This window comes from Pseudomonas sp. AC169 (genome assembly GCF_979258515.1).
In genome coordinates this window covers 2,173,432-2,195,071 of sequence record NZ_OZ409866.1, presented here as the reverse complement: position 1 = coordinate 2,195,071, position 21,640 = coordinate 2,173,432, and the positions used below count along the sequence as shown (strand labels likewise).

General features: G+C 60.1%; 18 protein-coding genes. 9 read left to right on the top strand and 9 right to left on the bottom strand.

Annotated elements, in window-relative coordinates; all coding sequences use genetic code 11:
- Positions 1-42 precede the first annotated feature (42 nt).
- The 5 genes from ACZZ0G_RS10010 (at position 43) to ACZZ0G_RS09990 (ending at position 5,746) form a co-directional block, all read left to right on the top strand.
- A complete protein-coding gene (locus ACZZ0G_RS10010) occupies positions 43-1,119 on the top strand; it encodes a putative 2-aminoethylphosphonate ABC transporter ATP-binding protein (protein ID WP_463556044.1) in 1,077 nt (358 codons plus the stop codon).
- Positions 1,119-2,843 carry a putative 2-aminoethylphosphonate ABC transporter permease subunit gene (locus ACZZ0G_RS10005; protein WP_463556043.1) on the top strand — a complete coding sequence of 575 codons (1,725 nt, stop codon included), beginning with the start codon at positions 1,119-1,121 and terminating at the stop codon, positions 2,841-2,843. Before ACZZ0G_RS10010 ends, ACZZ0G_RS10005 begins: the two co-directional genes overlap by 1 nt.
- A gap of 37 nt (positions 2,844-2,880) precedes the next feature.
- Positions 2,881-3,906 (top strand): putative 2-aminoethylphosphonate ABC transporter substrate-binding protein, encoded by a 1,026-nt coding sequence (locus ACZZ0G_RS10000; RefSeq protein WP_463556042.1) that lies wholly within the window; start codon positions 2,881-2,883, stop codon positions 3,904-3,906.
- 146 nt (positions 3,907-4,052) lie between these two features.
- Entirely contained in the window at positions 4,053-5,189 is a 1,137-nt protein-coding gene (locus ACZZ0G_RS09995; RefSeq protein ID WP_463556041.1) for a TIGR03364 family FAD-dependent oxidoreductase, read from the top strand.
- Entirely contained in the window at positions 5,186-5,746 is a 561-nt protein-coding gene (locus ACZZ0G_RS09990; RefSeq protein ID WP_463556040.1) for a phosphonate degradation HD-domain oxygenase, read from the top strand. Before ACZZ0G_RS09995 ends, ACZZ0G_RS09990 begins: the two co-directional genes overlap by 4 nt.
- Before the next feature lie 58 nt (positions 5,747-5,804).
- Here ACZZ0G_RS09990 and ACZZ0G_RS09985 read toward each other — a convergent pair whose 3' ends face one another.
- Positions 5,805-7,190 (bottom strand): GTPase/DUF3482 domain-containing protein, encoded by a 1,386-nt coding sequence (locus ACZZ0G_RS09985; protein ID WP_463556039.1) that lies wholly within the window; start codon positions 7,188-7,190, stop codon positions 5,805-5,807.
- The gene (locus ACZZ0G_RS09980; protein WP_463556038.1) at positions 7,183-8,556 is read right to left on the bottom strand and encodes a DUF2868 domain-containing protein; all 1,374 of its coding nucleotides are present in this window, start codon (positions 8,554-8,556) and stop codon (positions 7,183-7,185) included. The genes ACZZ0G_RS09985 and ACZZ0G_RS09980 overlap by 8 nt, the downstream gene beginning before the upstream one ends.
- Before the next feature lie 85 nt (positions 8,557-8,641).
- Between ACZZ0G_RS09980 and ACZZ0G_RS09975 the strand changes: the two genes are divergently transcribed.
- Positions 8,642-9,154 carry a dihydrofolate reductase gene (locus ACZZ0G_RS09975; protein WP_463556037.1) on the top strand — a complete coding sequence of 171 codons (513 nt, stop codon included), beginning with the start codon at positions 8,642-8,644 and terminating at the stop codon, positions 9,152-9,154.
- Between the two features lie 89 nt (positions 9,155-9,243).
- Here ACZZ0G_RS09975 and ACZZ0G_RS09970 read toward each other — a convergent pair whose 3' ends face one another.
- Positions 9,244-10,635, bottom strand: coding sequence for an L-cystine transporter (locus ACZZ0G_RS09970; RefSeq protein WP_463556036.1), 1,392 nt, complete (start codon positions 10,633-10,635; stop codon positions 9,244-9,246).
- A gap of 242 nt (positions 10,636-10,877) precedes the next feature.
- Here ACZZ0G_RS09970 and ACZZ0G_RS09965 point away from each other — a divergent pair, with 242 nt between their 5' ends.
- Positions 10,878-11,939 carry an HAD family hydrolase gene (locus ACZZ0G_RS09965; protein ID WP_463556035.1) on the top strand — a complete coding sequence of 354 codons (1,062 nt, stop codon included), beginning with the start codon at positions 10,878-10,880 and terminating at the stop codon, positions 11,937-11,939.
- Positions 11,940-12,026: 87 nt separating this feature from the next.
- Here ACZZ0G_RS09965 and ilvD read toward each other — a convergent pair whose 3' ends face one another.
- From ilvD to ACZZ0G_RS09935, 6 genes are all read right to left on the bottom strand, one after another.
- Positions 12,027-13,868 carry a dihydroxy-acid dehydratase gene (ilvD, locus tag ACZZ0G_RS09960; protein WP_463556034.1) on the bottom strand — a complete coding sequence of 614 codons (1,842 nt, stop codon included), beginning with the start codon at positions 13,866-13,868 and terminating at the stop codon, positions 12,027-12,029.
- A gap of 256 nt (positions 13,869-14,124) precedes the next feature.
- On the bottom strand, positions 14,125-15,357 hold the full coding sequence (locus tag ACZZ0G_RS09955) for a multidrug effflux MFS transporter (RefSeq protein WP_463556033.1): 1,233 nt from the start codon (positions 15,355-15,357) through the stop codon (positions 14,125-14,127).
- The gene (locus ACZZ0G_RS09950) at positions 15,350-16,327 is read right to left on the bottom strand and encodes a diiron oxygenase (protein ID WP_463556032.1); all 978 of its coding nucleotides are present in this window, start codon (positions 16,325-16,327) and stop codon (positions 15,350-15,352) included. Before ACZZ0G_RS09950 ends, ACZZ0G_RS09955 begins: the two co-directional genes overlap by 8 nt.
- Positions 16,324-17,397 carry a SagB family peptide dehydrogenase gene (locus ACZZ0G_RS09945; RefSeq protein WP_463556031.1) on the bottom strand — a complete coding sequence of 358 codons (1,074 nt, stop codon included), beginning with the start codon at positions 17,395-17,397 and terminating at the stop codon, positions 16,324-16,326. The genes ACZZ0G_RS09950 and ACZZ0G_RS09945 overlap by 4 nt, the downstream gene beginning before the upstream one ends.
- A 438-nt stretch (positions 17,398-17,835) precedes the next feature.
- Positions 17,836-19,032, bottom strand: coding sequence for a class I SAM-dependent rRNA methyltransferase (locus ACZZ0G_RS09940; protein WP_077574923.1), 1,197 nt, complete (start codon positions 19,030-19,032; stop codon positions 17,836-17,838).
- Positions 19,033-19,205: 173 nt separating this feature from the next.
- Positions 19,206-19,745 (bottom strand): type 1 glutamine amidotransferase domain-containing protein, encoded by a 540-nt coding sequence (locus ACZZ0G_RS09935; RefSeq protein WP_463385390.1) that lies wholly within the window; start codon positions 19,743-19,745, stop codon positions 19,206-19,208.
- A gap of 227 nt (positions 19,746-19,972) precedes the next feature.
- Between ACZZ0G_RS09935 and ACZZ0G_RS09930 the strand changes: the two genes are divergently transcribed.
- Together ACZZ0G_RS09930 and mutM are read left to right on the top strand one after the other, a co-directional pair.
- On the top strand, positions 19,973-20,785 hold the full coding sequence (locus tag ACZZ0G_RS09930) for an HDOD domain-containing protein (protein WP_463558838.1): 813 nt from the start codon (positions 19,973-19,975) through the stop codon (positions 20,783-20,785).
- A 12-nt stretch (positions 20,786-20,797) separates the two neighbouring features.
- Positions 20,798-21,610: a bifunctional DNA-formamidopyrimidine glycosylase/DNA-(apurinic or apyrimidinic site) lyase gene (gene mutM, locus ACZZ0G_RS09925; protein ID WP_463556030.1), complete on the top strand. Its 813-nt coding sequence runs from the start codon at positions 20,798-20,800 to the stop codon at positions 21,608-21,610.
- Positions 21,611-21,640 lie beyond the last annotated feature (30 nt).

Here is a 21,640-nt window from a genome sequence, read left to right as displayed (position 1 = left end):
ACAACTCTAGGATTGGCCTCATCTGCTTGATGAGGTCTGTCCATGAATCCTGCCATCGCAACTGCCCTGACCAACCCCGGCGCACCCATGAAAGTGCGCGGCGTGCAGAAACGCTTCGGCGCGTTCACCGCGCTGGATAATGTCTCCCTCGACGTCGCCGCCGGTGAACTGGTGTGCCTGCTCGGCCCGTCGGGCTGCGGCAAGACCACCTTGCTGCGCTGCATCGCCGGTCTGGAGAAGCAGGACAGCGGCGAGCTGTACCTCGGTGATCGCGACGTCTCGCACCTCGCCCCGCAAGCCCGCGACTACGGGATTCTGTTCCAGTCCTACGCGTTGTTCCCCAATCTGACGGTCGAAGCGAACATTGCCTACGGCCTCGCCGGCAGCGGCCGCGATGAAGTGCGCCGCCGCGTCGGACAGATGCTTGAACTAGTCGGCCTCACCGGCAGCGAGAAAAAGTACCCCGGCCAATTGTCCGGCGGCCAACAGCAACGTGTAGCTTTGGCTCGCGCTCTGGCCCCGGCACCGTCGCTGCTGTTGCTCGATGAACCGATGTCCGCCCTCGACGCCCGCGTCCGCGAGCATCTGTGCACCGAACTGCGCCAACTGCAACGCAACCTCGGCATCACCACGCTGATGGTCACGCACAATCAGGACGAAGCCATGCTCATGGCCGACCGCATCGCCGTGATGAACAATGGCCGCGTCGAGCAGTACGCCACCCCGCAGGAAATCTACAACCGCCCAGCCACACCGTTCGTGGCCGAGTTTGTTGGGCAGGGCAACTGGCTGCCGTTCCAGCGCAGCAGCGACACTCACGCGCAGGTCGGCGGGATGAACCTGCGCCTCAGCGATGGCAGCGTTCAGCGTGCTTCGGGTCGTCTGTTCTGCCGTCCGGAAGCGATCAACGTCAATCCGCCGGTGCACGAAGAAAACCTGTTCCCGGCCAAAATCCGCGAGATCACCTTCCTCGGCAACCGCTGCCGCATGAGCTTCGAACTCGACCAACTGCCGGGCCACGCCTTGCTCGCCGAACTCGCCCCGGAAGCCATGCCGCGCCTCGGCGCCCAGCAGATCATGGTCGCCTTGCCGCCGCGCAGCCTGCAGGTGTTTGCCTGATGAACAGCAACCTCGCGCTGCCGCTACCGCACAAGCAGGTGCGACAGTCCTCGAAAGCCGAGATTGGCGACCGCATTTTTGTCGTCGGCGGCAAAGTCCTTTTGCTGCTGTTGCTCGGCGTCGCGGTGTTGCTGCCGTTGCTGGCGATCTTCTGGCGCGGCTTCAGCAGTGAAGCCGGGCAGGGCGGTGGCTGGGTCGCGGCGAAGGAGTTGGTGAGCAGCGAGAATTTCCACTGGCTGCTCGGCAACAGCCTGAAGGTTTCCCTCAGCGTTGCGGCTATCGTCGTTCCACTGGCCTACCTGTTTGCCTACGCGCTGCAACGCACAATGATTCCGGCGAAGGGCATCTGGCGCGGGATTTCGTTGTTGCCGCTGATGGCGCCGTCGATGTTGCCGGGCATTGCGCTGGTCTATCTGTTCGGCAACCAAGGCATGTTGCGCGGGCTGCTCTCGGACAACATCTACGGGTTCTGGGGGATTGTGCTGGGCGAGGTGATTTACACCTTCCCCCATGCGCTGATGATTTTGCTATCGGCATTGTCGCTGGCCGATGCGCGGCTGTTCGATGCTGCGTCGAGCATGGGCGCCAGTCCGGCCAAAGCCTTTCGCAGCATTACTTGGCCGGCCACTCGCCAGGCCGTGTTCGCTGCGTTCTGTCTTGTATTCACCCTGACCATCACCGATTTCGGCGTGCCAGTGGTGGTCGGTGGTGACTATCAAGTGCTGGCGCTGGAAGCCTACAAAGCCGTGGTCGGCCAACAACAATTCGGTCGCGGCGCGTTGATCGGCATGGTGCTGTTGCTGCCAGCGCTGTTCAGCTTCGGCGTCGATGCCTGGCTGCGTCGGCGTCACGGTGACTCCATGAGCGGTCGGGCGCAGGTGTTCAAACCGGCGCCGTCGACACTGCGCGATGGTTGCTATCTGGCGATTGTCTTGCTGATCAGCGCGGCGTTGATTCTGGTGTTCGGCATGGCGGTGTTCTCGTCGCTGGTGAAGTTCTGGCCGTACAACCTGTCGCTGTCGCTCAATCACTATCAGTTCAACGAAACCGCTGGCGGTGGCTGGCTGGCCTACAACAACAGTTTGAAGATGGCTTTGGGCACGGCGTTGATCGGCAGCGTGCTGATCTTCACCGGCGCTTACCTGATGGAGAAAACCCGCAGCCAACGAGGCCTCAATCTGGCCCTGCGCATGCTCAGTTTTGTGCCGATGGCGGTGCCGGGGCTGGTGCTCGGTCTGGGCTATGTCTTCTTCTTCAATCTCAACGGCAACCCGCTGCACGTGCTGTACGGGACGATGACGCTGCTGATCGTCTGCACCATTGCGCACTACCTGACCACTGCACAAATGACCGCGACCACCGCGCTGCGCCAACTCGACGCCGAGTTCGAAGCCGCCGCGCTGTCGCTCAAGGCGCCGCTGTACCGGCACTACCTGCGCGTCACCGTGCCGATCTGCCTGCCGGCGCTGCTGGACATCGTGCGCTACCTGTTCGTCTCGGCGATGACCACCGTTTCCGCAGCGATCTTCCTCTACAGCCCCGACACCATCCTCGCGGCGGTGGCGGTGCTGAACATGGATGACGCCGGCAACGTCGGCGGCGCGGCGGCGATGTCGACCCTGATTCTGTTCACCTCGGCGGGCGTGTCCTTGCTGCTGGCGTGGGCCTCGCGCGGCTTGCTGCGCCGTTCCCAAGCCTGGCGGCAAACCGCGCCCGGTCACTGATTCCAACCCCGTTCAACTCACCTACAGGAAAACGATCATGTTCAAGCCTATGGCCCTGGCCGCTGCTGTGCTCGCTACTTTCAGCCTGAATGCCTTCGCGGCAAAAACCGAGTTGACGGTGTACACCGCCCTCGAAGCCGAGCAACTGAAGTCCTACAAAGAAGCCTTCGAAAAGGCCAACCCGGACGTCGAGATCAAATGGGTACGTGATTCCACCGGGATCATCACCGCCAAACTGCTCGCCGAAAAGGCCCGCCCGCAGGCTGACGCGGTGTGGGGTCTCGCGGCTTCGAGCCTGGCGATTCTTGATCAGCAGGGCATGCTGCAAAGCTACGCGCCGAAGGATCTCGGCAAGATCGGCGCGAACTACCGCGACGCCGCGAATCCTCCTGCTTGGGTTGGCATGGACGTCTGGGCCGCAACGATTTGCTTCAACACCGTCGAGGCCGAGAAGCAGGGCCTGACTAAACCGGTGAGCTGGCAGGACCTGACCAAGCCTGAGTACAAAGGCAAAATCGTTATGCCCAACCCGGCGTCCTCCGGTACCGGTTTCCTCGACGTCAGCGCCTGGCTGCAAACCTTTGGCGAGAAGCAGGGCTGGGCGTACATGGATGGCCTGCACCAGAACATTGGTCAGTACGTTCACTCCGGTTCCAAGCCTTGCAAACTGGCGGCTGCGGGGGAATTCCCGATCGGCATTTCTTTCGAGTATCCAGCCGTACAACTGAAGCGTCAGGGCGCGCCACTGGACATCATCCTGCCGAAGGAAGGTCTGGGCTGGGAGATCGAAGCGACTGCCGTGATCAAAGGTACGCAGCATGAAGAGGCGGCGAAGAAACTCGCTGACTTCTCTGCCAGCGCTGAGGCGATGGATCTGTACAAGGAGAACTTTGCTGTTCTCGCACAGCCAGGGATCGCCAAGCCGCAGACGGAATTGCCGGCGGATTATGAGCAGCGTCTGATCAAGAACGACTTTGCCTGGGCCTCGAAGAATCGTGACGAAATCCTCACCGAGTGGCGCAAGCGTTATGACGGCAAGTCCGAGAAAGTGGCTGCCAAGTAACCGTTGCCGATCGTTCCCACGCTCTGCTGATCGTTCCCACGCTCCGCGTGGGAATGAATCCCGTGACGCTCCGCGTCACTATGGACGCAGAGCGTCCTTGGCTGCATTCCCACGCGGAGCGTGGGAACGATCATTGAGGTAGCCTCATGACACAACACAAAGACCTGCTCATCGTAGGCGCCGGCATTCTCGGCCTGTCCCACGCCTACGCCGCCGCCAAACGCGGTCTCAAAGTCACCGTTTTCGAACGCACCGCCACGCCCCTCGGCGCCTCGGTGCGCAACTTCGGTCAGGCCCTGGTCACCGGCCAGCCACCGGGCATCATGCTCGAACTGGCCAAGGCCAGCCGCGAGATCTGGGGTGATTGGGCGCAACTCGCCGGTTTGCAAATCAAGCGCAACGGTTCTTACCTGTTTGCCAGAACCGAAGCCGAAGAACATCTACTGGAAGCCTTCTGCAATGGCCGCGCCGTGGAGCACGGCTACAACATTCAGCTGCTGCGCGGCGCCGCATTGCGCGATCTGTATCACGGCCAGTTCAGCCATCACCGCGCCGCGTTGCACGGCATGGACGATCAACAGTTGTATTCGCGCGAAGCGATCCCGGCACTGATCAATTACCTGCGCCGCGACCTCGGCGTCGAGTTTCACTTTTCCACGCTGGTGCGCGACGTCGAACCGGGGCGTCTGCAAAGCACGGCGGGGACGTTTACCGCGAAGCAGATCATCGTCTGCTCCGGCCACGATTATCAGACCCTGCTGGCCGAGCCGATTGCCGCACTCGACCCGCAAATCTGCCGCTTGCAAATGCTTCGCGCCAAACCGCAGATCGATCTCAATCTGCAACACGCCTTGCTCACCGGTTTGAGTTGCGTGCACTACGGCGCCTTCGCCGATCTGCCGGAAGCTGCGGCAGTGCAGGCGCAGATCCTGCGTGAACAACCGCACCTGCACGACAACGGTATCCACCTGCTGATCAGCCCGACGCCGTACGGCGAACTGATCATCGGCGACTCGCACCATTACGGCAGCGATCCTTCACCGTTCAACGCCGAGCAAGTGGATAACTGGATGCTCGAACTGGCCGAGCAAACGCTGGGTTGCAAGGTGCAAGTGGTCGAGCGCTGGCAGGGCGTCTATGGTTCTCGGGGGCCGGGGCCGTTTTCGTTGCTGCGCCCGGCAGCGGGGTTGAGTGTGGCGCTGATGCACACCGGTGTCGGCATGAGCGTCGGCCCGGCGCTGGCCGAGCGCAATGTTGCGCAGTTGCTGGAGGAAATTGAATGACAGCTCACGAGCAAGTCGTCGCGCGGGTATTCGGGCTGTACGAACGCTTCGGCACCAGTGATTACATCGGCGAACCGGTGTCGCAGATCGAGCACATGTCCCAGGCTGCCGAACTGGCGATGGCTGAGGGCTTTGATGATGAAGTGGTGCTGGCGGCGTTCTTTCATGACATCGGCCATTTGTGTTCCGAAGGCGCAGAGAACATGGGCGGGTATGGCGTGGTCAGCCATGAACGGCTGGGCGCGGATTATTTGCGTGAGGCCGGCTTCAGCGAGCGCATGGCGCGGCTGGTGGAGTATCACGTGCAGGCCAAGCGGTACCTGACGTTGCGTGAGCCGGGGTATTTTGATCGGCTGAGTGAGGCGAGTCGGCGGACGCTGGCGTATCAGGGCGGGGTGATGACGGAGGCGGAGGCGGAGGTGTTTGAGCGGGATCCGTTGTGGGCGGTCAGCCTGCGGATGCGGCAGTGGGATGAGCTGGCCAAGGAAATGGCTGTGCCGGTGACTGATTTGGCGGTTCTCAAGCGCAAGGCTGAGGTTTTGTTGTCGGCTGAGTGATAGCTGCCCTCACCCCAGCCCTCTCCCTCTGGGAGAGGGCTGGGGTGAGGGTCGGCGTCTATAGCTCAAGCACCTTCCCCACCAACGCCTCAATCTGCTCCTGCCTTTCCGCCTGATTCAACTTCGCCTGCGGATTCAACGACGACCACTGCGGATGCGCCCGCGCCTTGTTCAGCGCCTCGGGCAACTTGCCCTCGCGCCAGGTCTTGTCCTGCGGGGTCGCCACCTGAACCGCGTCCATCGCCGCATGCCCACGCAGATCCAGCGCCAACACCAACTGTCGCTGACGCAACGCCAACAACCGCAACACCCCGTCATCCACCGTCAACTCACGTTGTCCTTTGATCTTGCCCAGCAACCGACTGCCATAACTGCGCGCCGTTTGCAGCGCACCGCCAGCAATCGCACCCGCCAGCGCCGCAGCGCCAAGGGTAATCCCGCCAACCAGCAAATCCACGCCAGCCCCGGCCGCCGCGCCCGCCGCAATACCACCGCCGACCCGAACACCGAGTTGCTTCAAGGTTTCCGGGTTGAACAAGTCATCGCCCCAGCGCCCATCGAGCAACGGCAAATCACTCGCCGCCGCATCCTGTGGACGAAACGCGTAGAGCTTAAGCAGCGCCTCGACGCATTTCTGTTCGCGCTGACGCACAGCTTTGCGCAGTTCACTGATCGCTTGCTGTTCCTGCTCCGCCTCGCTGACCACACTGCGCCGGCACGCGGCGCAATCGATCAACAATTCAGCAATCAAGCGCGCCGCACTTTGCTGACGCGCGAGGCGCTGAGCCTGTTGATCGGCAATCAGTCGCTCCAATTGCGGTCGAGCATTTTCCAGCAGCAACGCGAGACTTTCATACAGCCGCCGCTCGCCATCCTCGGGCGGTGCGACGCTGTCGAAACGCACCAGCGCATGTAAGCCGAGCCGCGCCAACGCCTCGCGCCAATCCGGCTCGCGATGGTTGGCGCTGCTGACAAAATTCAGCACCGGCAGCAGCGGTTTGCCACAACTGGCGAGCACTTCCAGTTCGTCGCGGTACTTGGCCAGCACCGGTTCGCGGGCGTCGATCACATACAAACCGGCGTCGGAGGCGAGCAGTTGCCGCAGCACTTTGGCTTCCTGTTCGAAACGCTGGCGCGCCTCGCTGCCGTCGAGAAACCGCGCCAGTCGCGCCGGGCCATCGAGGCGTTCGCCGGGACGTTCCAGGCGTTCGAGAAAGTCCAGCAGGGCGATGGCGTCTTCCAGCCCCGGGGTGTCGTAGAGGTCGAGCAACGGCTCGCCGTCCACCGACAACCGCGCGCCTTCGACATGCCGCGTGGTGCTCGGGCGATGAGAGACTTCGCCGAAGCCGACATCGCGGGTCAGCGTGCGCAGCAGTGAGGTCTTGCCGACGTTGGTGTGGCCGACCACCGCGAGTTTCAGCGGCGCTTTCCAGGCATCAGTCATGGCCAGTCTCCAGCCAGTTCAACGGTGCGCAATCGGCGAACTTCAGATCGAGCTGTTGCAGTGCAATGTGCCAGTCGCCGAGACGTTCGCCGTCCAGTGCTTCGCCGGGCGGCGCTTGCAGCAGCCAGACGCGGGTTTCGCCCGCGTTGCGCGCCAGTTCCGCGATCAAGGCGAGGCTGCCGCGATCCGGCGAACGCTGTGGGTCACAGGCAATTGCCAGACGTGCCGGCGGGAAGCGGCTCAGTTGTTCGAGGAGTTTGTGCCGTGATTCGCGGCTGTCGAGGATGCCGGCGTTGCTGACGTTTTTCGGCAATGCCGGTGGCCATGGGCGTTGCTCGTCGAGTTCGATGGCGACCAGTAACGCGCCTTCGCTGACCAGTTCACTGACACTGCTTTCGACACGGTGCAATTGCGCCGGCTCCGGATCGTTGACGCCGAGGCGTTCGCTGGTCGGCATCAGGCGTTCGCGCAGTTGCGCGTAGCCGGGCAGGTTCAGGTCCAGACGCAGCGCGGTTTTGCCGCTGTTCCAGCGCCAGAAACACAGCAACGTCAGCAGCAGACGCGGCAGCACGCCGTACACCACCAATACGCCGACCAACCATGTCGCCCAGGCCTGGCGGGCGCTTTCGATGTCGAGCGCACCGTCGCCGCTGGCGCGGATCATTTCCACGGTCGGCACGTTGAAACCGAGCAGCGACGGCAAATAGCCGAGCGCGTGGGTGACATGGATAAACGTGTCGGCGCTGAGAATCGTGGTTTCCCAGACGAAGCCATAGCGCCGGGTCGCCATCAGCGTCAGCAGCAGAATCAGCGCGCTGAGCATCGCCAGCAACCACAAACCGTTGACCAGCGTACCGAGCGCCCAGCGATTGAGTTTCTTGCGTTGCAGCATCAGCAGCAGGGCTGGCGCCAGTTGCGCGGCTTTGGCATCGCGGGCCATTTTTTCGCTGAGCCATAACCACAACCGTCCGAGTGTGGCGCCGTGTTCGCCGGCAAAGATCAATCCCAGCAACCAGCTCAGCAACAGAATCAGGTTCAGCCCGAGCAGGCTGCCCAAGGCCCAAAACACGTTGACCGGCGTCTGGCCGAGGGCGGCGAAGGCCAGGCCGGTGCCGCTCAGTACCGCGAAGATCATCAACAACACCAGCGCCAGACGCGCGCCTTGCAGCCAGTGTCTGAGGGCAGCCGTCAGCCCGTCACGTTCGGCCAGCCATAACGCCCGGCGTTGAATGCGGCTCGGCAGATCGCCGCCGGCCGTGCGCGCCAGTCGGTTGGCTTCCAGATCATCCAATGGGCCTGCATGTTCTTCGCGCAGGCGCACGGTCTCGGTGAGCCAGAGGTTTTGCAGTGGAGTCAGTTCAGTCACGCGGCATCCCGTCGCTTAATTCAGCGCTGAGCATAACCGCTGTGGCGCTTATCGGGGTAAGCGCGGCTCTGGTATCCTCGCCGGCATGACTAAATCTCTCCCTCTCAGCCTGATCGCAGCCCTCGGTGAAAACCGCGTGATCGGCGTCGACAACAGCATGCCCTGGCACCTGCCGGGGGACTTCAAATACTTCAAGGCGACGACCTTGGGCAAGCCGATCATCATGGGGCGCAAGACCTGGGATTCGCTCGGTCGGCCATTGCCGGGGCGCTTGAACATCGTGGTCAGCCGTCAGACCGGTCTGGTGCTCGAAGGTGCGGAAGTTTATCCGTCGCTGGAAGCTGCCGTGGTTCGTGCCGAGGAATGGGCGAAGGAGCAGGGCGTCGATGAGCTGATGCTGATTGGCGGCGCGCAGTTGTACGCGCAAGGGCTGGCGCAGGCGGATCGTCTGTATCTGACTCGCGTGGCGTTGAGCCCGGAAGGGGATGCGTGGTTTCCTGAGTTTGATTTGGAGCAGTGGAAACTGGTGTCGAACGTTGAAAACCCGGCGGTTGAAGATAAACCCGCGTACAACTTCGAAGTCTGGGAAAAAGCCTAAAAGATCGCAGCCTGCGGCAGCTCCTACACGGTATCCGTGTTTCCCTGTAGGAGCTGCCGAAGGCTGCGATCTTTTGATCTTGCTTTACATCACGCCTGAGCCAACTCCGCATGCTCATCCGCATGCAGCAGTTCTTTATCGGTCTGCTGCATCACCTGACTGGTAATCGCGCCAGCGGTGATCGAACCACTCACGTTCAACGCCGTCCGCCCCATATCGATCAGCGGCTCAACCGAAATCAGCAACGCCACCAGTGACACCGGCAAGCCCATCGCCGGCAGCACGATCAGCGCCGCGAACGTCGCGCCGCCACCGACACCGGCCACACCGGCCGAGCTCAACGTGACAATTGCCACCAGCGTCGCGATCCACAGCGGATCCAGCGGGTTGATACCCACGGTTGGCGCAACCATTACCGCCAGCATCGCCGGGTACAGCCCCGCGCAACCGTTCTGGCCAATCGTCGCACCGAAAGATGCGGCAAAACTCGCCACCGACTGCGGAATCCCCAGACGACGGGTCTGCGCTTCAATGCTCAGCGGAATGCTAGCCGCGCTGGAACGGCTGGTGAACGCGAACGTCAGCACCGGCCAGATCTTGCGGAAGAATCGCAGCGGGTTGATCCCGGCCGCCGAGACCAGCAAGCCGTGCACGACGAACATCAGGCCCAGACCGAGGTACGACACCACGACAAAACTGCCGAGTTTGATGATGTCCTGCAGGTTGGAACCGGCGACCACTTTGGTCATCAGCGCCAGCACGCCGTAAGGGGTCAGCTTCATCACCAGGCGCACCAGACGCATCACCCAAGCTTGCAGGGTGTCGATGGCGTTGATCACTTTCTGACCTTTCTCGACGTCATCCTTGAGCAGTTGCAGCGCGGCGACCCCGAGGAATGCGGCGAAAATCACCACGCTGATGATCGACGTCGGCTTGGCCCGGGCCAGATCGGCGAACGGGTTTTGCGGGATGAACGACAGCAGCAGTTGCGGCACATTCAGGTCGGCGACCTTGCCGGCGTAGTCGCTCTGAATGGTCTGCAGGCGGGCCATTTCCTGGGTGCCGGCGACCAGACCTTCGGCGGTGAGGCCGAACAGGTTGGTCAGGCCGATGCCGATCAGCGCGGCAATCGCGGTGGTGAACAGCAGGGTGCCGATGGTCAGGAAGCTGATCTTGCCCAACGACGACGCGTTGTGCAGGCGCGCCACGGCGCTGAGGATCGAGGCGAACACCAGCGGGATGACGATCATTTGCAGCAACTGCACGTAGCCGTTGCCGACCAGATCGAACCAGCCGATCGACGCTTTCAGTACCGGGTTGCCAGCACCGTAAACGGTGTGCAGCGCGACGCCGAACGCTACGCCTAGCGCGAGTGCGAGCAGGACTTTTTTCGCCAGGCTCCACGTGGTGTGGCGAGTTTGCGCCAGACCGAACAGCAGGGCGAGGAACACCAGCAGATTGAGGATCAGCGGCAGATTCATGAAAACTCCGATAAGACTTGTGCCAGTCGCATTCTTGGGCAACTGCGAACCGGCAAGCCTAACAGTTTGATTTGCAATGATTTAATACCGAAATCGAAGGGTGTCCGTCGTTTTTGGAATAAGCCCTTGTCGCTCTCGGCAATGCATCTGGCGCAAACAGGGACGTGAGCGGTCGCTGACAGACGAGGACTGTCATACTTATTTGGTAGCGTCGATCTCTTTGAATCAGGGAGAAGAGGCTTATGAAGTTCGCACCGAAATTTCTGGCTGTCGCACTGACGGTGGGTATGGGTCTGGTCTCTCAGGCCTTCGCCACCGACCTGAAACACTGGCCGGCCGATCAGGCCAAGGCGCTGGATGCGATGATCGCCGCCAATGCCAACAAGGGTAACTACGCGGTGTTCGACATGGACAACACCAGTTACCGCTACGACCTCGAAGAGTCGTTGTTGCCGTTCATGGAAAACAAGGGCCTGATCACCCGCGACAAACTCGACCCCTCCCTGAAACTGATGCCGTTCAAGGACACCGCCGACCACAAGGAAAGCCTGTTCAGTTATTACTACCGCCTCTGTGAAGTCGACGACATGGTCTGCTACCCGTGGGTGGCGCAAGTGTTCTCCGGTTTTACTCTCAAGGAACTCAAAGGCTACGTCGATGAGCTGATGGCCTCGGGCAAACCGGTGCCGGCGACCTATTACGAAGGTGATGTGGTCAAGAAGCTCGACGTCAATCCGCCGAAAATCTTCACCGGCCAGCAGGAGCTGTACAACAAGCTGATGGAGAACGGCATCGAGGTTTACGTGATGACCGCCGCCTCGGAAGAACTGGTGCGCATGGTCGCGGCGGATCCCAAATATGGCTACAACGTCAAACCGCAGAACGTCATTGGCGTTTCGCTGTTGCTCAAGGATCCGAAGTCAGGCGAACTGACCACTGCGCGCAAACAGATCACCGCCGGTAAATATGACGAGAAGGCCAACCTCGGCCTGGAGCTGACGCCGTATCTGTGGACCCCGGCCACCTGGATGGCCGGCAAGCACGCGGCGATCCTCACCTATATCGACGAGTGGAAAAAACCGGTACTGGTCGGTGGCGATACGCCGACCAGCGACGGTTACATGCTGTTCCACGATGTTGACGTGGCCAAGGGCGGGATTCACTTGTGGATCAACCGCAAGGACAAGTACATGACGCAGATCAACGGCATGATGGCCAAGCATGCAGCGGCGCAGGCCAAGGAAGGGTTGCCGGTGACGGCGGACAAGAATTGGGTGATCGTCAAGCCTGAAGAAATCCAATAAAAGCAGCTGATAGCGGCGAACCGCAAGCTGCAAGTAAGAGCCACGTTGCTCTTTCTTGCCGCTTGCAGCTCGCCGCTTTGAGCTTTTTCAGATCCCGTCAAGCATCGCTTTGTTACGCACAGCACCTTTGTCGGCGCTGGTCGCCAGCAGGGCGTAAGCCTTGAGGGCGGTGGTCACTTTGCGTGGGCGAATCTCGACCGGTTTCCAGCCTTTCTTGTCCTGCTCGGCGCGACGTGCCGCCAGTTCTTCGTCGCTGACCAACAGGTTGATCGAGCGGTTCGGAATGTCGATCAGCACTTTGTCACCGTCCTGCACCAGACCGATCGCACCGCCGGCGGCTGCTTCTGGCGAAGCGTGACCGATGGACAGACCCGACGTACCGCCGGAGAAACGGCCGTCAGTGAGCAGTGCGCAGGCTTTGCCCAGACCTTTGGATTTCAGGTACGAAGTCGGGTAGAGCATTTCCTGCATGCCCGGGCCGCCTTTCGGGCCTTCGTAGCGAATGATCACGATGTCGCCAGCCTTCACTTCGTCAGCGAGGATGCCGCGTACGGCGCTGTCCTGGCTTTCGAAGATCTTCGCGTTGCCTTCAAATACGTGGATCGATTCGTCGACACCGGCGGTTTTCACCACGCAGCCGTCGATGGCGATGTTGCCGTACAGCACGGCCAAACCACCTTCCTGCGAATAGGCGTGTTCGAAGCTGCGGATGCAGCCGTTTTCACGGTCGTCATCCAGGGTTTCCCAACGGGTCGACTGGCTGAACGCCGTCTGCGTCGGGATACCGGCAGGGCCGGCCTTGAAGAAGTGATGCACCGCTTCATCGGTGGTCTGGGTGATGTCCCACTTGGCGATGGCTTCTTCCATGCTGCGGCTGTGTACGGTCGGCAAGTCGGTGTGCAGCAGGCCGCCACGGGCCAGCGAGCCGAGGATGCTGAAGATGCCGCCAGCGCGGTGCACATCTTCCATGTGGTACTTCTGGATGTTCGGCGCCACTTTGCAAAGTTGCGGAACGCTGCGCGAGAGACGGTCGATGTCGCGCAGGTCGAAATCGATTTCTGCTTCCTGGGCGGCGGCGAGCAAGTGCAGGATGGTGTTGGTCGAGCCGCCCATGGCGATGTCGAGCATCATCGCGTTCTCGAACGCCTTGAAGTTGGCGATGTTGCGCGGCAATACCGATTCGTCGTTCTCGCCGTAGTAACGCTTGCACAGCTCGACGATGGTGCGGCCAGCCTGCAGGAACAGCTGTTCGCGGTCGCTGTGGGTGGCGAGGGTCGAACCGTTGCCCGGCAAGGCCAGACCCAGAGCTTCGGTCAGGCAGTTCATCGAGTTGGCGGTGAACATGCCGGAGCACGAACCGCACGTCGGGCAGGCGCTGCGCTCGTACTCAGCGACTTTCTCGTCAGAAGCGCTTTCGTCGGCGGCGATCACCATGGCGTCGACGAGGTCGAGACCGTGGGAAGCGAGTTTGGTCTTGCCGGCTTCCATCGGGCCGCCGGAAACGAAGATCACCGGAATGTTCAGGCGCAGGGCCGCCATCAACATGCCCGGGGTGATCTTGTCGCAGTTGGAGATGCAGACGATGGCGTCGGCGCAGTGGGCATTGACCATGTATTCGACGGAGTCGGCGATGATCTCGCGGCTCGGCAGCGAGTACAGCATGCCGTCGTGGCCCATGGCGATGCCGTCATCCACGGCGATGGTGTTGAATTCTTTCGCTACACCGCCGGCGCGTTCGATTTCGCGGGCGACCAGTTGGCCCAGATCTTTCAGGTGCACGTGGCCCGGTACGAACTGGGTGAACGAGTTGGCAATGGCGATGATCGGCTTTTTGAAGTCGTCATCTTTCATCCCGGTGGCGCGCCACAGTGCGCGGGCACCGGCCATGTTGCGGCCGTGGGTGGATGTTTTCGAGCGGTAATCTGGCATGGAGCACTCCGGGCGGCTAATCAGGTACTAAATGGGAGTGAGCTTCTATTAACGTCTGGAACACTCAGAAATGGCCGTGTGTCCGGAAGCTGCCGATGACGTTGCGGGATCGCCGCTGGTCTCAGCTTGAGCTCATAAACCCGCCGGGGGATGAATGGCGATGAATCAGCCGATTCTACACCGCTGGCGTCTGGAGGGAATGGCGCAAAGCGTTGTTCCAGCGCAGACGGCGTGTATGGAATGACGACCGGCGGGTTTAATCACCGCCGGTCTGGGCAACGGCATTGGCTTCGAGGTTTCTGGCACGACGGCTGAGTCTGTTATTGAGCAGCAGCGCAATCGCGCTCAACAGCACAAAGCTGTAACCCAGCGTTGACTGCAGATTGACCGGACTGAGGCTGATCAACGCACTGATAAACCCGCCACAAATGAAGATGATCGTGCTGCCCGCAGAGGCGCAGGTGCCAGCGTTTTCCGGAAACAGGCCCATGGCCCGCGAGGTGGCTGCGGGGCGCGCAATGGTGGTGCCCGCAGTGCAGATCAGCATCGGGATCAACACCGTGGCCGGTGCCAACGCATGATTCGCCGCCAGATACAGCATTGTCAGTCCCGACATCAGTATCAGGCTCAGCCCGGTGAAGATTTGCTGAACCGGCGTGATCCGTCGATTCAGTACAGCGGCCAAAATGCCACCAACCACATAGGCGGCACCGTAGACCAGCAGAATCAATGAAAAGTCGTATGGCGCCAGTTGCAGTTGATCCATGAAAATCAGCGGCGAAATCACGATGAACGAGAAGTGGCAGGCGAAAGCAAATGCAGAGATCAGCCAGTAACCGACAAACTCGAAATCCCCCAGCACGAGTCGGTAGGACTGAATGAAACCCAACCGCGCACCACTATGGGTCGGACGGCTGTTCTGTAAAAACAACCACGCTTTGATCAGCACCATGGCGGACAGCGCGGTAAAGACCCAGAAGCTGCCGCGCCAACCGAGTGTGGCCTGCAGAAAGGTGCCGGCCAGCGGCGACACCGAGATGAAAATCCCGGTGGCCGTGACCATCAGGATACGCAAGCGGTCGCGCTCCTCACCTTCGAACAGATCTTGCACCAGTGCCTGGGACAGCACGAAACAACCACAGCCCAACGCCTGCATCACCCGGAACACCAGGAATACCGTGTAATCGCTGGTTGTCACGCAACCGAGCGCACCCAGCATGGATACGCTCATGCCCACGAGTAACAAGCCCTTGCGCCCGATCACGTCCGAGAGGGGGCCGATCAGGACCTGGGCAAACGCGATCCCTACGGCGAACAGACTGATGGACAGCGCGATATCTGCCGGTGAGCGGCTAAAGTGCGTCGCCAATGCCGGAAAGGAAGGAAGCAGAACATCCAGTGGAAACACGCCAAGCAGCACCATGGTCAGCAACAGACTGACAGCGGCGCGGCGCTGTCTGGTGGTTGCCACGGATTGTCCTTTATCCATCGATCAGTCCTGCCTTGGCGAAAAGTTTCTGGTTATGGGGGAGTGCAAAAAAACCGGCCTTGCGCAGTGCGTCCAGCGTTGCGATGGCGCCTGATCGTGCCCGCGCACGATTGGCTTGCACTGTTGCCATGCCGCCGACAATTTCCATCACGTCACTGTCGGCAATGCCCGCTCCTCGCAAGCTCTGTTGCAGCCAGCGTTCGTCGGCCTCGAAAAAAACCCCGATGATTTCCAGCAGTGTTCTGCTCGCAAATGTGCGCTGTCGGCTGTTCATCGACAGCCAGAAGTAATGGAACGCTTCGGTGAAATATCGACTGTGGCGGGCTTCGTCCGCGAGATGGTCGCGCAGCATGTCGTTCACGCCCGACACCAGGCTGTCGCGGCAGACGTCCAGCAGCTCCCGGGCAATGATGGTTTCCGAGACGAAGCCGAGCAGAAACCAGGCCAGCGCCCGGTTCTTTTCCGGCGTGCGGGCGATCAGTGCGTTCAGACGTGTGATGCGCTTCGGAATAGCCGGACGTCCAGTGATTCCATAGAAACTGGCGATCTGCTCAGCGAGCCGATTGGAGAACAGCGCGTGGTAACCCTCGTCGGTGTAGAGCTGCAGCGCCGCGTGTTTCATCGGCAAAGGTACGTAAATGGGCAACTCCCGGTGCACGATGACTTCCACGGCACGATTGACGATGCGGTGTTCGAGCAGGGTGGTGTAGTCGAGAAAGTGCACCAGGTGGTTGGCTGACAGCCGGTGCACCACGTCGAGCCCTGCCGCCTGAATGGCCGGATGTGCCAGATAAGGCAGAAACGCCGGTGGAAACCAGTGGCGGGTTTGCAACTGCAGCGGCACATCGTCGGGCAACAGATAGTCATGTGTACTACTGCGCACGGAGGCGCGGCTCTCCCAGTCACCCAAGGTGAATTTGAGCGCCCAGGACACCGGTGCTTCATCCGGCACTGCAACTGACAGGGTCATGCTTGTCCCTCGCGCAACAGATCGCGCATTTCATGGCACATCACTTGCCCGTCACTTTGCCCACAACCGACAAAGAACAGCGGCTGTTCGGCGCTGCCCTCCAGGTTCAGGAGTGTTTCGACCTGCTGGTCGGCAAATGCACCGGTTAGCCAGGTGTTGAGTCCCAGGGACGTGGCGACCAGTTGGAAGGTTTGCGACAGGTGACCAGCCTCGACGAAGGCCATGCGATAAGCCCGCGAGTGTTCGTACTTCCACCAGAGCCGGTCAAAACGGGCAGTGATGAACAACCCCAGCGGCAGGTTGTTGATGAAATGCTGACCGCCCAGCAAGTGGCCCAGCGCCGGTTCAGGCAACGGATTGATCCGGCTCAAGGTATGGTCGGCCGGATGATAGACATAGATGCCCGGCTCCAGACCCTCGACGTTCTGGACCAACAGAAAACCTTCGCAAGCGTTCAGGCCACCCGCGGAAGGACTGCTGCGCCGTGCGCTGAGCCCGTGGGCGATGCTGTCGTCGTGATCATTGTCTCGTTCGCGCAGATAACCGAGGGTCAGATAGAGCAGGGTGCCGACGTCATTCAGCGTTACCGCTGCACCTGTATAGCTGCGACAGGTTTTGCGCTGGAGCAGCACATTCCCAAGACTGTCGTCACTCAATGCGCACGGTGCGGGCAGGGTAATGCGCTGCTCGGCTTCAAGCGTCGGGCGGTCTGTCGCGGGCGCTGGTGTGGCCAATACTTCATTGCAGTGCGCCAGATATTGTCTGGACCACTCGTGGATATTTTGTGGGGTATGTTCGCAGGGAATGTTCTGTGTGCCGATGTGGTAAATCTTCGACAACTCGTCCCAACCCCATTGCGGATTGTCTGTTTTTGAAATGGTTAGAATGCCCGCACTTAATAATTGTGTGTCTATTATGTTGTGGTTGTCGAACAGTTGCGGGTTGTTGATCAATTGCGCGAGGCGAGTTGCATAGTTCAGGTCAAGTTCGTGTTGTGTATGGTTTTTATAGTTCCATACAATTTGTCCGGGAGAACGCGGCAATATAAATAGAAAGGGGTTGATGTGCATATTGGGTATTCACTCTGGATAAAGTCAAAAAGGACGCCGGAATGCCGGCACTTTCCGGCGTCCTGACTTACTTAGCGGGCTTTAGAAGCAACCAGAAAAGCCAGGTTTGCGATTTTTTTACTTTCCAGAGAAATACTTTTCATAATTTGAACTCCTTGTTCGTTGATAGTTGAAGTCACCTCGTGGTGACAACTTCATAATAGTTTGTAATGGATTATTGGCAAGGGGATATTAAGTAGGAAATTTCCAGTAATTTTGTCGGAGTAGTCTTTAGCTGGAAATAAACTTGTAGGGTAAGTTTCAATAATTAAAGGACGTAAGGAAATATCCTGCACGTCAGCGAGAAAATAATTGTAGGAAGTATTGGGTAATCGCGAGGAGGAAAAGTGGCACGCAAAAAAAACGGGGAGCCTGCTGGCTCCCCGTTTTCCGCATGGATCAGCTGTTGGGCAGCAAGCGGCAGGTGATGCTCTTGATGTAGCGGGTCTCAGCGATGGCCGGGTGCACCGGGTGATCCGGGCCCTGACCGCCACGCTCGAGCAGCTGGATATTACGATCCAGGTGACGAGCGCTGGTCAGCAGAATGTTCTGCAGATCGTCTTCCGGCAGGTGCATCGAGCATGATGCGCTGACCAGAATGCCGTCCTTGTTGAGCAGGCGCATGGCTTGCTCGTTCAAGCGGCGGTAGGCGCCTTCACCGTTTTTCATGTCTTTCTTGCGCTTGATGAACGCTGGCGGGTCGGCCACGATCACGTCGAAGCGCTCTTCGCTGGCTTTCAGTTCTTTCAGGGCTTCGAAAACGTCGCCTTCGATGCAGGTCATCTTGTCAGCGAAACCGTTCAGTGCAGCGTTGCGCTCGACACCGTCGAGGGCGAAGGCCGAAGCATCGACGCAGAACACTTCGCTGGCGCCAAACGCGGCAGCCTGTACGCCCCAGCCACCGATGTAGCTATAAAGATCGAGAACGCGTTTGCCTTTGGCGTAAGGCGCCAGGCGTGCGCGGTTCATGCGGTGGTCGTAGAACCAGCCGGTTTTCTGACCCTGAATCACCGGGGCTTCGAATTTCACGCCGTTCTCTTCGAGCGCCACCCATTCCGGCACCAGGCCGAACACGGTTTCGACGTAGCGGTTGAGGCCTTCGGCATCACGGGCGGCGGAGTCGTTCTTGAACAGAATGCCGCTTGGTTTGAGCACTTGGGTCAGTGCGGCGATCACGTCATCTTTATGCGCTTCCATGGTCGCCGAGGCGATCTGCACCACCAGGATGTCGCCGAAACGGTCGACGACCAGGCCAGGCAGCAAGTCGGAATCGCCATATACCAGGCGATAGAACGGCTTGTCGAACAGGCGCTCGCGCAGCGACAGGGCCACGTTCAGACGGTGCACCAGCAGGGATTTGTCCAGCGACAGCTTGATGTCGCGGGACAACAGGCGAGCGCAGATCAGGTTGTTCGGGCTCATCGCAACGATGCCCAGCGGTTTGCCGCCGGCCGCTTCGAGGATGGCTTGATCGCCGGCCTGGAAACCGTGCAGAGGGGTGGCGGCTACATCGATTTCGTTGCTGTAGACCCACAGGTGACCGGCGCGCAGGCGACGGTCGGCGTTGGCTTTGAGGCGCAAGCTAGGCAGGGACATGACGTCGCTCCGGAAAAAAGAGCGGGAGTATAGCGTGTTGCGACTTGTGTCGGGTTTGATCAGCGATGAAACGCTGATGGCCCTTTCGCGAGCAAACTCGCTCCCACAAAGGGCTTGTGACCGACACAAGACCAATGTGGGAGCGAGCCTGCTCGCGAATGCGGTCCCCAATGCTACGCCGACAGTGCGTCGATCAACTCTCGACTGAACGCCGGAATATCATCCGGCTGACGGCTGCTGATCAGATGACCGTCCTTGACCACTTCCTTGTCCACCCAATTGGCCCCGGCATTGACCAGGTCATCCTTGAGCGTCTTGTAACTGGTCATGGTCTTGCCGTTGACCAGTCCCGCCGAGATCAGCAACCAGCCGCCATGGCAAATCACCGCGATCGGCTTGCCGGCCGAAGCGCCAGTCTTGACCAGATGCTGGGCGTCCTGATCAATGCGAATGGTATCGGAGTTCTGCACGCCGCCCGGCAGGACGATCGCGTCGTACTGCTCGCTGCTGGCGCTCTGGAAAGTCTGGTCGACCTTGAAGTCGTCCGCCGGTTTGTCGTGATTCCAGCCTTTGACCTTTCCAGCCTCGGCCGAAAGGATATCGACCTGCGCGCCGGCTTGCTCCAGCGCTTGCTTGGGACCTGTCAATTCAACCTGTTCGAAACCATCGGTTACCAAAAAAGCGACGCGCTTGCCGTTGAGGGAAGTGGCCATCGATAAGCTCCTGAGTCTGTGGGAATTTGTTGCCGCGCCGGACAGAAACTGTCCATCGCGCCATACAAAGTCCGAAGCCTGAGCTTGAATGAAAGTTCCTGCGATGTGCCCATCGGTGTGTCGCCCTGCGGTTTCAACGGTTAGAATCGCCGCCTGTCCCAGAGTGTGTACTTATGTCCCAAGAGCTGACCACCGAACAGATTCAACAATCGCTGCAAGGCATCAGTGTGCCTGCGCAACCGCAGATCATGGTGGATCTGCAAATGGAGCAGTACATGCCCGACCCGGACCTGGAGGTGATCGCCAAGTTGATCGCTCAGGATCCTGGCCTGTCCGGCTCGCTGCTGAAAATCGTCAATTCGCCGTATTACGGCTTGAGCAACAAGATCACCTCGATTCAGCGCGCGGTGAACCTGTTGGGCAGCCGTTCGATCATCAACCTGATCAACGCGCAGTCGATCAAGGGCGAGATGAACGACGACACCATCGTCACCCTCAACCGTTTCTGGGACACCGCTCAGGACGTGGCGATGACCTGCCTGACGCTGGCCAAGCGTATCGGTACTCAGGCCGGTGATGAGGCGTATGCCTTGGGCCTGTTTCACGATTGCGGCGTGCCGCTGATGCTGCAGCGTTTCCCCAATTACATGTCGGTTCTGGAAAAGGCTTATGCCAATGCCAGCGCTGAATGTCGGGTGGTCGACACCGAGAACAGTGAGTTCAACACCAATCACGCGGTGGTCGGTTACTACACGGCCAAGTCCTGGCGCCTGCCCGAGCATGTCAGCGCGGCGATCGCCAATCACCACAACGCCTTGGCAATTTTCAGCGATGAGTCGTCGCGCAACAGTCAGCTGAAAAACCTGCTGGCGATCCTGAAAATGGCCGAACACATTTGCGCTTCGTATCGAGTGCTGGGCAGCCAGACCGAAGATTTCGAATGGAACGCCGTCGGGCCGCTGGTACTCGACTACGTAGGGCTGTCGGATTACGACTTCGAAACCCTCAAACAAACGATCCGCGACCTCGGCGCGCATTGATCCGAGGACGCCATGCCTGAACTGCCGGAAGTCGAAACCACCCGTCGCGGGATTGCCCCGCACCTGGAAGGGCAGCGTGTCAGCCGGGTCATCGTTCGCGACCGGCGTTTGCGCTGGCCGATTCCCGAAGACCTCGATGTGCGCCTGTCGGGGCAGCGTATCGTGCTGGTCGAGCGTCGCGCCAAGTATCTATTGATCAACGCCGAAGTCGGCACGTTGATCAGTCACTTGGGCATGTCGGGTAATTTGCGTCTGGTCGAAGTCGGTTTGCCGGCGCTCAAGCATGAACACGTCGATATTGAACTTGAGTCGGGGCTGGCGCTGCGCTACACCGATCCGCGCCGGTTCGGCGCGATGCTGTGGAGCAACGATCCGCTCAATCACGAGCTGCTGATTCGTCTCGGGCCGGAGCCGTTGACCGATCTGTTCGATGGCGAACGTTTATTCCAGCTGTCGCGTGGGCGTTCGATGGCGGTCAAGCCGTTCATCATGGATAACGCGGTGGTGGTCGGGGTCGGCAATATCTATGCGACCGAAGCATTGTTTGCCGCCGGGATCGATCCGCGCCGCGAGGCCGGGGGGATTTCCCGGGGGCGCTATCTGACGCTGGCGATCGAGATCAAACGGATTCTCGCCGCCGCCATCGAGCGTGGCGGCACCACGTTGCGCGATTTCATTGGCGGTGACGGCCAGCCGGGGTATTTCCAACAGGAATTGTTTGTCTATGGCCGCGGTGGTGAACACTGCAAGGTCTGTGGCACCGGTCTGCGTGAAGTGAAGCTCGGTCAACGCGCCAGTGTGTTCTGCCCGCGCTGCCAGAGCTGAGGCAAAAAGCTGAAAAGGTCCTACGGTCTA